Origin of the sequence: Pseudanabaena sp. UWO310, from assembly GCF_006861605.1 — a bacterium.
In the GTDB taxonomy this organism is placed as follows: Bacteria; Cyanobacteriota; Cyanobacteriia; order Pseudanabaenales; family Pseudanabaenaceae; genus Pseudanabaena.
The window spans coordinates 48,987-56,007 of sequence record NZ_SELU01000034.1; the positions used below are offsets into that span (position 1 = coordinate 48,987).

5 protein-coding genes are annotated in these 7,021 nt (G+C 43.1%); 3 read left to right on the forward strand and 2 right to left on the reverse strand.

Annotated elements, in window-relative coordinates:
* Positions 1 to 227: 227 nt before the first annotated feature.
* Together PseudUWO310_RS12775 and PseudUWO310_RS22945 are read right to left on the reverse strand one after the other, a co-directional pair.
* Entirely contained in the window at positions 228 to 1,409 is a 1,182-nt protein-coding gene (locus tag PseudUWO310_RS12775; RefSeq protein ID WP_142601816.1) for an amino acid ABC transporter permease, read from the reverse strand.
* 246 nt (positions 1,410 to 1,655) lie between these two features.
* Positions 1,656 to 1,802 carry a hypothetical protein gene (locus PseudUWO310_RS22945; protein ID WP_009628431.1) on the reverse strand — a complete coding sequence of 49 codons (147 nt, stop codon included), beginning with the start codon at positions 1,800 to 1,802 and terminating at the stop codon, positions 1,656 to 1,658.
* A 362-nt stretch (positions 1,803 to 2,164) separates the two neighbouring features.
* On the opposite strand from PseudUWO310_RS22945, the gene PseudUWO310_RS12780 reads away from it, so the two are divergent.
* From PseudUWO310_RS12780 to PseudUWO310_RS12790, 3 genes are all read left to right on the forward strand, one after another.
* The gene (locus PseudUWO310_RS12780; protein WP_142601818.1) at positions 2,165 to 2,866 is read left to right on the forward strand and encodes an MgtC/SapB family protein; all 702 of its coding nucleotides are present in this window, start codon (positions 2,165 to 2,167) and stop codon (positions 2,864 to 2,866) included.
* 114 nt (positions 2,867 to 2,980) lie between these two features.
* Positions 2,981 to 4,984, forward strand: a complete 2,004-nt coding sequence (gene tkt, locus PseudUWO310_RS12785) for a transketolase (RefSeq protein WP_142601820.1) — start codon at positions 2,981 to 2,983, stop codon at positions 4,982 to 4,984.
* A 198-nt stretch (positions 4,985 to 5,182) separates the two neighbouring features.
* Entirely contained in the window at positions 5,183 to 6,919 is a 1,737-nt protein-coding gene (locus PseudUWO310_RS12790) for a pentapeptide repeat-containing protein (RefSeq protein WP_190316009.1), read from the forward strand.
* Positions 6,920 to 7,021: the final 102 nt, after the last annotated feature.

Below are 7,021 nucleotides of genomic sequence, written 5' to 3' on the forward strand. Positions count from 1 at the left end.
ATAGCTGTCGCCAAATGTACTAGGACATAAACCCCAAGAATTGACTGGCGGCGCTTCGCGCCGCCAGTCAATTCTTGGGGTTTGATTTGTCCTAATTCAAGTGAATGTAGCTATCAAACTGCAAATATTGTTGCCGCGCTCCGCGCGGCAACAATATTTGCAGTTTGATGTCCTGATATAGTTGGCGGCAGCTATACTTAATTTTGAATTTTGAATTTTGAAATTTTTTAGTTTTGAAATTTTTTTTCTAATTTTTGACTGGCTTGAGAAAGGGAAAAACAGAATATCCAATAGATTAGAGCGACAAATAGATAGACTTCAGCATAGCGTCCGATAAACTCTGGCTGGGACAATACAGTCCGCGATATACCCATGAGATCGACTAAACCAACGATCGCTACTAAGGAAGTGTCTTTAAACAATCCTATAAACTGTCCGACAATCGCAGGAATGGAAGCTTTAAGGGCTTGGGGTAAAATGATTAAAGCAATTGTCGAGGGGATACCGAGCCCCAATGCTCGCGCCGCCTCCGCTTGCCCTTTGGGAATAGACTGTAACCCTCCGCGCACATTTTCCGCCAAATAAGCCGCACTAAACAACACAAAGGCGGCGATCGCTCTTAAAACGCGATCGATTTCCAAACCTGCGGGTAAGAATAGGGGTAACATTACCTGCGCCATGAACAAAATGCCGATTAAGGGCAATCCCCGCACAATCTCAATATACAAGATACAAAATAATTTGATGAGAGGTAGGGTGCTTTGTCTGCCTAAAGCTAATAAAACTCCTAGGGGAAAGGAGAAGGTGATACCAGAGATGGCGACGATTAGAGTGAGGACTAATCCATTCCACATATTTACATCAACGGCTGATAATCCTAAATTCCCGCCCACTAACCACAGGGATATAGGAAAAGATGCAAACCAAGCGATCGCTAAAAGGAGAGAACTTTGGGTAAATCTTTTGCTCTGTTGTCCGATGACAAAGCCAATCGCGATCGTCCCACTGATTGCCAAGGTTAAACCCCTAAAGAGGAGATCAACTGGGAGGAGGATCGCAAGGGCGATGGACAAGGCTCCAATTGCGATCGCGACTGAGCGACTAAATCTCCCCCACAACCCCCAAGAAATGCCAGCAAGAGTGCCGACTAGCGCTAAAATGCCCCATAATCGCCAAAATTCGGTTACGGGATACAGCCCTACTAAAAATAGACGCAGGTTGCTACTGACCACTGACCACTGGGCTATGGTCGTTGCCCAAATCAATGCTCCGCCAACAACTTGGTAAAGCAACCAGAGACAAAAAATTGTCAGTAAACTATTAACCCAGTTACTAAATAGATTTTTTCTCATCCATTGCCAAGGACTTGGTGCTGCTATGGTTGGCTGTCCAGTTAGGTTTTGCGTCATAGAGAGGCATCTGTATGATTTTTTGCGTGATTTGATTTACTAAGTAGCTGGAACCCAGAATCAAAACCTGTAGCGCACGCTGCGCGTGCATTACAGGTTTTGGGATTTTATATTTAATTGCGCCTAGCTACTTAGTTGTCGCACTTAGTTTTCGTACTTAGTTGTCGCTAAGTATATCAGGACATAAAACCGAAAAGAGAATTACAACGCTGAGCGTTGCAATTCTCTTTTCGGTTTAGAAGGAATTTATTTGTTATTCTCGGAAGCGGGATCGCCCTTGTAGGGTTGGGCTCCTGTAGCAGGAAAATTGTCTTTACTAGGGCTGAAAATCCTCGCGATCGCATCGCTTAAATATTCCACCGTATTCATGAATGTTTGTTTTAAGCCGTTCATAACTATCACCTTTAAGGAATATCTAGAGAACTTTATTTAGGATTATTTTCATATCCATATATATGTTAATACCTATATTGTTAGGGATCGCTGATTTTAAGCTGCCGTAATAATTATTTGAGTTTCGACATATGTCGCTATGAAATTCATTAATACCAAATCACAAAATGGCTACGCCATTTTGTGATTTTAAAAACCTTACTGGGTTTGGTTTTCAATTCCCAAAAGTGTAGCCACACTTTTGGGAATTGGTATAATTCTACTGGAACTGCGAGTGTTCTGGGATACTCTACTGTGTTGCAAAATCATTGTAGGTTCAACTATCTGGAGCAACCAAGCTATAAGGATATATTGACGTAAACATGACTCTATTAGAATTTACGATTCGACTAGTAGCAGCTTTTGTCTTAGGCTCTCTACTGGGATTAGAAAGACAATGGCGGCAAAGAATGGCTGGACTGAGAACAAATACTCTTGTGGCAACTGGTGCAGCCATATTCGTAATGTTGTCAGCATCCACCACGGGTGATTCTAGTCCTACGCGCATTGCGGCTCAGGTGGTCTCAGGAATTGGCTTTTTAGCAGGTGGCGTAATTTTACGGGAGGGTTTGACTGTACGCGGACTGAATACTGCGGCAACTCTCTGGTGTGCGGCAGCGATCGGTGCAACTTCTGGGGCAGGATTATTGATGCACGCTGTCATTGGAACAGGTATGGTACTACTTGCCAATGTGGTATTAAGACCTATAGGATATCGCATTAATCAACAGCCCCTCAAAGGTACAGAGTTAGAACTTTGTTATCGCTGTGACGTGATCTGCCGTACCAATGATGAAGCACATGTTCGTGCTCTGTTATTACAGTCAATTGAAGGTAAAAAACTCAAGTTGCGATCTTTATTTAGTGAAGATATGGCTGAACAATCTGATCGTGTTAGTGTTGAAGCTGAAATGGTGACGCAGGAACGCAACGATTCACTATTAGAGCAGGTTGTTAGTCGCCTCAGTCTAGAACCAGGAGTGCTGTCTGTAAATTGGCGAATCATTGAGCAAGAATTTGGTTAAGCGATCGCAAATTGAGTAAAGCGATACCAATTATTAAAATTTGTTATTGTTATGGGACAGTTTTGAGGGAAAATATACCTGATTGAGTACAAATTTTCTTAAGCAATTGTAACTATGGTCGCTGCACCCTCGAAACCTCAAACTCTTGAGACACTCTGCATTAACTCCATCCGCTTTTTGTCGATCGATGCGGTCGAAAAAGCAAAATCTGGTCACCCCGGTCTGCCGATGGGCGCAGCACCAATGGCTTTTGTGCTGTTCGATCAGTTTTTAAAGTTTAATCCTAAGAATCCTAAGTGGGTAGATCGCGATCGCTTTGTCCTCTCCGCAGGACATGGTTGCATGTTGCAATACTCTTTGCTCCACTTGACTGGCTACGACAGCGTCACCATCGAAGATATCAAGCAATTCCGTCAGTGGGGCAGCTCCACTCCAGGACATCCTGAAAACTTTGAAACCGCTGGTGTAGAAGTTACCACAGGTCCTCTCGGTCAAGGTGTTGGTAATGCCGTTGGTTTAGCGATCGCCGAGGCACATTTGGCGGCTCGTTTCAACAAACCAGGGCACAATATCGTTGATCACTATACCTACGTCATCCTTGGCGATGGTTGTAACATGGAAGGGATCGCTTCCGAAGCTGCTTCCTTGGGTGGTCACCTCAAGCTCGGCAAGCTGATCATGCTGTATGACAGCAACAGCATTTCCATCGACGGCAGTACCGACCTCGCCTTTACTGAAGATGTAGGCAAGCGCTACGAAGCCTACGGTTGGCACGTTGTTAAAGTTGCTGATGGTAACGAAGATCTCGATGCGATCGCTAAGGCTCTGGCTGAAGCCAAATCTGTCACCGACAAGCCTAGCTTGATCGTGGTTACCACCACCATCGGTTATGGCTCTCCTAAGAAGGCTGGTACTGCTGGCGTTCACGGTGCGGCGCTCGGTGGTGATGAAGTTGCCGCGACCCGCGCTAATCTCGGATGGGAATACGAACCCTTTGACGTTCCTGCCGATGCACTTAGCCGTTTCCGTCAAGCGATCGATAAGGGTGCTAAGGCTGAAGCTGAGTGGAACGAACGCTTTGCTGCTTACGAAAAGGCATACCCTGCGGAAGCTGCCGAATTCAAGCGGATTATGGCTGGCGAACTTCCTGAAGGTTGGGAAAAGGCTCTCGAACCCGTTGCCCAAAAGGAAACCTCAACCCGTCTGCTTTCTGAAGCTTGCTTGAATGCATTGTCTCCCGTACTTCCTGAATTTTTGGGCGGTTCCGCTGACTTGGCTCACTCCAACATGACCTATGTTAAAGGGCTAGCTGATTTCCAATACGGTTCCTACGAAGGTCGTAACTTCCGCTTTGGCGTTCGCGAACATGGTATGGGCGCAATCATGAATGGGATGGCACTGCACGGCGGTACAATCCCCTACGGTGCGACCTTCCTCGTATTTGCTGACTATATGCGTGGCGCAATGCGTCTCTCGGCACTAGCAGAAATCGGTGCGTTGTATATCCTGACCCACGACTCCGTAATGCTCGGTGAAGATGGTCCCACCCACCAACCCGTAGAAACCATCGCTTCCTTGCGTGTAATTCCTAACTCCTTGACCATCCGTCCTGCGGATGCCAATGAAACTGTGGCGGCTTACCAAGTGGCGATCGCTAACCGTAAGCGTCCTAGCTTCCTAGCTTTCACCCGTCAGAATGTGAAGAACCTCGCTGGTACTTCCATCGAGGGCGCGAAGAAGGGTGGTTACATTGTCGTTGATGCCCCTAATCCCGAATTGATCATCATCGCTACTGGTTCCGAATTAGCTCTAGCTGTGAAAGCTGCGGAAATCTTGGCTGGCGAAGGTAAGGCTGTTCGAGTTGTGTCGATGCCTTCTCAAGAACTCTACAATGAGCAATCCGATGAGTATAAGGAATCGGTACTTCCTGCCTCTGTCAAGAAGCGCGTCAGTGTTGAAGCTGGTAGCACCTTTGGCTGGCACAAGTATGTTGGCTCTGAAGGCGCTGTGATCGGTATGGATACCTTCGGTGCTTCGGCTCCTGGACCAGTTGTTTACGAGAAGTTTGGCTTCACCGTTGATAACGTCGTAGCAACTGCTCGCAAGGTTCTCGGTTAATTAATAAAGAAGTATTTCTAAAAGAAATTCTTCTCAAACAAAAAAAGCGCACATAGTGCGCTTTTTTTGTTTTTGGGTTCGCGGACAAAATATCATGAGCAAATTAGAAAAAAGCGATATTTTTGACGATCTTGAGATTTACCATTAATATTTTAGATGTTTGCCGCTGTGTCGATTTCGGGCAAATGTTTTAAATTTATGACCCAGCCGCTAGATTTTTCTAATCAACTGTTAATTGGACGCTCTTTTAAAGGACAAAATCTGGCTGGTGCAGATTTTCGGAAGGCAGATATACGTTTATGTGATTTTCGCAATGCTAATTTAGAAGGTGCAGATTTCTCTGGTGCAAGAGCAGAAGAGTTCTATTCGTTAATATTTATTAGTAGTGTCATATTTCAAGTTGTTATTCTCAACTTTTTGGCATTAATTGGTATTTATCATTTAAATATTTTTACTGACGCAATTACAGTTCTGTTTATATCTATAGTATTTGTTGTACGAGGTGTACGAAAAGATATATCTACTGGATTAGGTACAGTTGTAAACCTATCATTAGGTTCTTGGATAGTAGTATTTGCAATTCTTCTTATCTTTTTTGATGGAGGAGCTATAACTACTTTTAATAAAGGGCTTGTTTGGAATGGAATAGGATTTTGCTTAGCAGCAGTTGTTTTATTATGGTTTGCATACACCTTTTATCGGAAAGTATTTAACCAAATTATTAACGCAACTGGAACCGATTTCATAGGAGCAAACCTTAGCAGTGCTAAATTCATGGGGGCTATATTAAAAAATTGTAATTTCACAAACAGCAACCTATTTCAAACTGATTGGACTCACGCATCTTTTAAGCGATGTAAATTTTCAAACAACCTAAATAATCAAAAAGTGCGAGAGTTATGTATTTCTCGAATCGGGATAAATCAAAATTTAAGTTACATCGATTTTTCAAACCTGAACTTAATGGGAATAAGTCTTCGTGGGGCAAATTTAACAGGTGCTAAATTCTATAGATCAAATCTTAGTCAAGCAGATCTAGAAGATACTCAACTCTGCAACGTTCAAGCAATTGGAACAGATTTTACAGGTGCAGATTTGACGGGAGCTAGTATTGAAAATTGGTCAATTAATTCTGAAACAGTTTTTAAGGATGTTGTTTGTAGTCATATATTCATTGATAGTGCAAAAACAGAACGTAATCCAGCAAGTGGACTTTTTGAACAAGGGGATTTTGAAAAGCTTGTAACTCAGTCTAAAAACACTTTGGACTTCCTATTCCGTAATGGCATTGATCCTCAAGCTTTCGATTTTGCCATGCAACAACTAAAGGAGAGACATCCTGAGTCAGAAATTTCTATCAGATCATTAGAAAATCTTGGAGATAAGGTTACAAACATTTCCTTGGATATACCTCCAAATCTTCCAAAGAATTCAACACACGCACAATTTAATCAAGACTATGAATTAATGCTCAAATACTTGGATGATGCAAGAGAGAAAATAAGAGAACTTGAGCAAAAGCTCTATCGCATTGATGTAGATAGTAAATTAGAAAGAAAAGAGCTAGAAAATCAAATAGCTGTACTAAAAGCACAGTTAGAGGAAAGACTGACATCTAAAGAGCTAATAAATTCGATTTGTGATTTACTTAGCTATGGCGGATCGAAAACATCCATTAATGTTTATAACTCGCAAATCAGTGAAATTATGACAAGTAAATCAATTCAATCAGGCGGCGGCGATGTTTTCTTTACTGGCAGAGACAACTTAGGCGTTAGCGGTAAAGATCAACAAGGCGTAGCTGGTCGCAACATTAGCGGCACTGTCACCAACACCATCCAACAACTCCGCGAAACCAACCAACCCGAAGCACCACAACTATCCGATCTCCTCGAACAACTCCAAAAAGCCGAGACTGTCAAGCATTTTGTGTAAAGTCTAGAAGCTAGATGTGGAGACGATCCTCAAAGAGGATAGCAAATCGATTAAGGGCGGGTTTCCAATCGCGAATGGGCATTGTCCATTTCTTAGAAATAT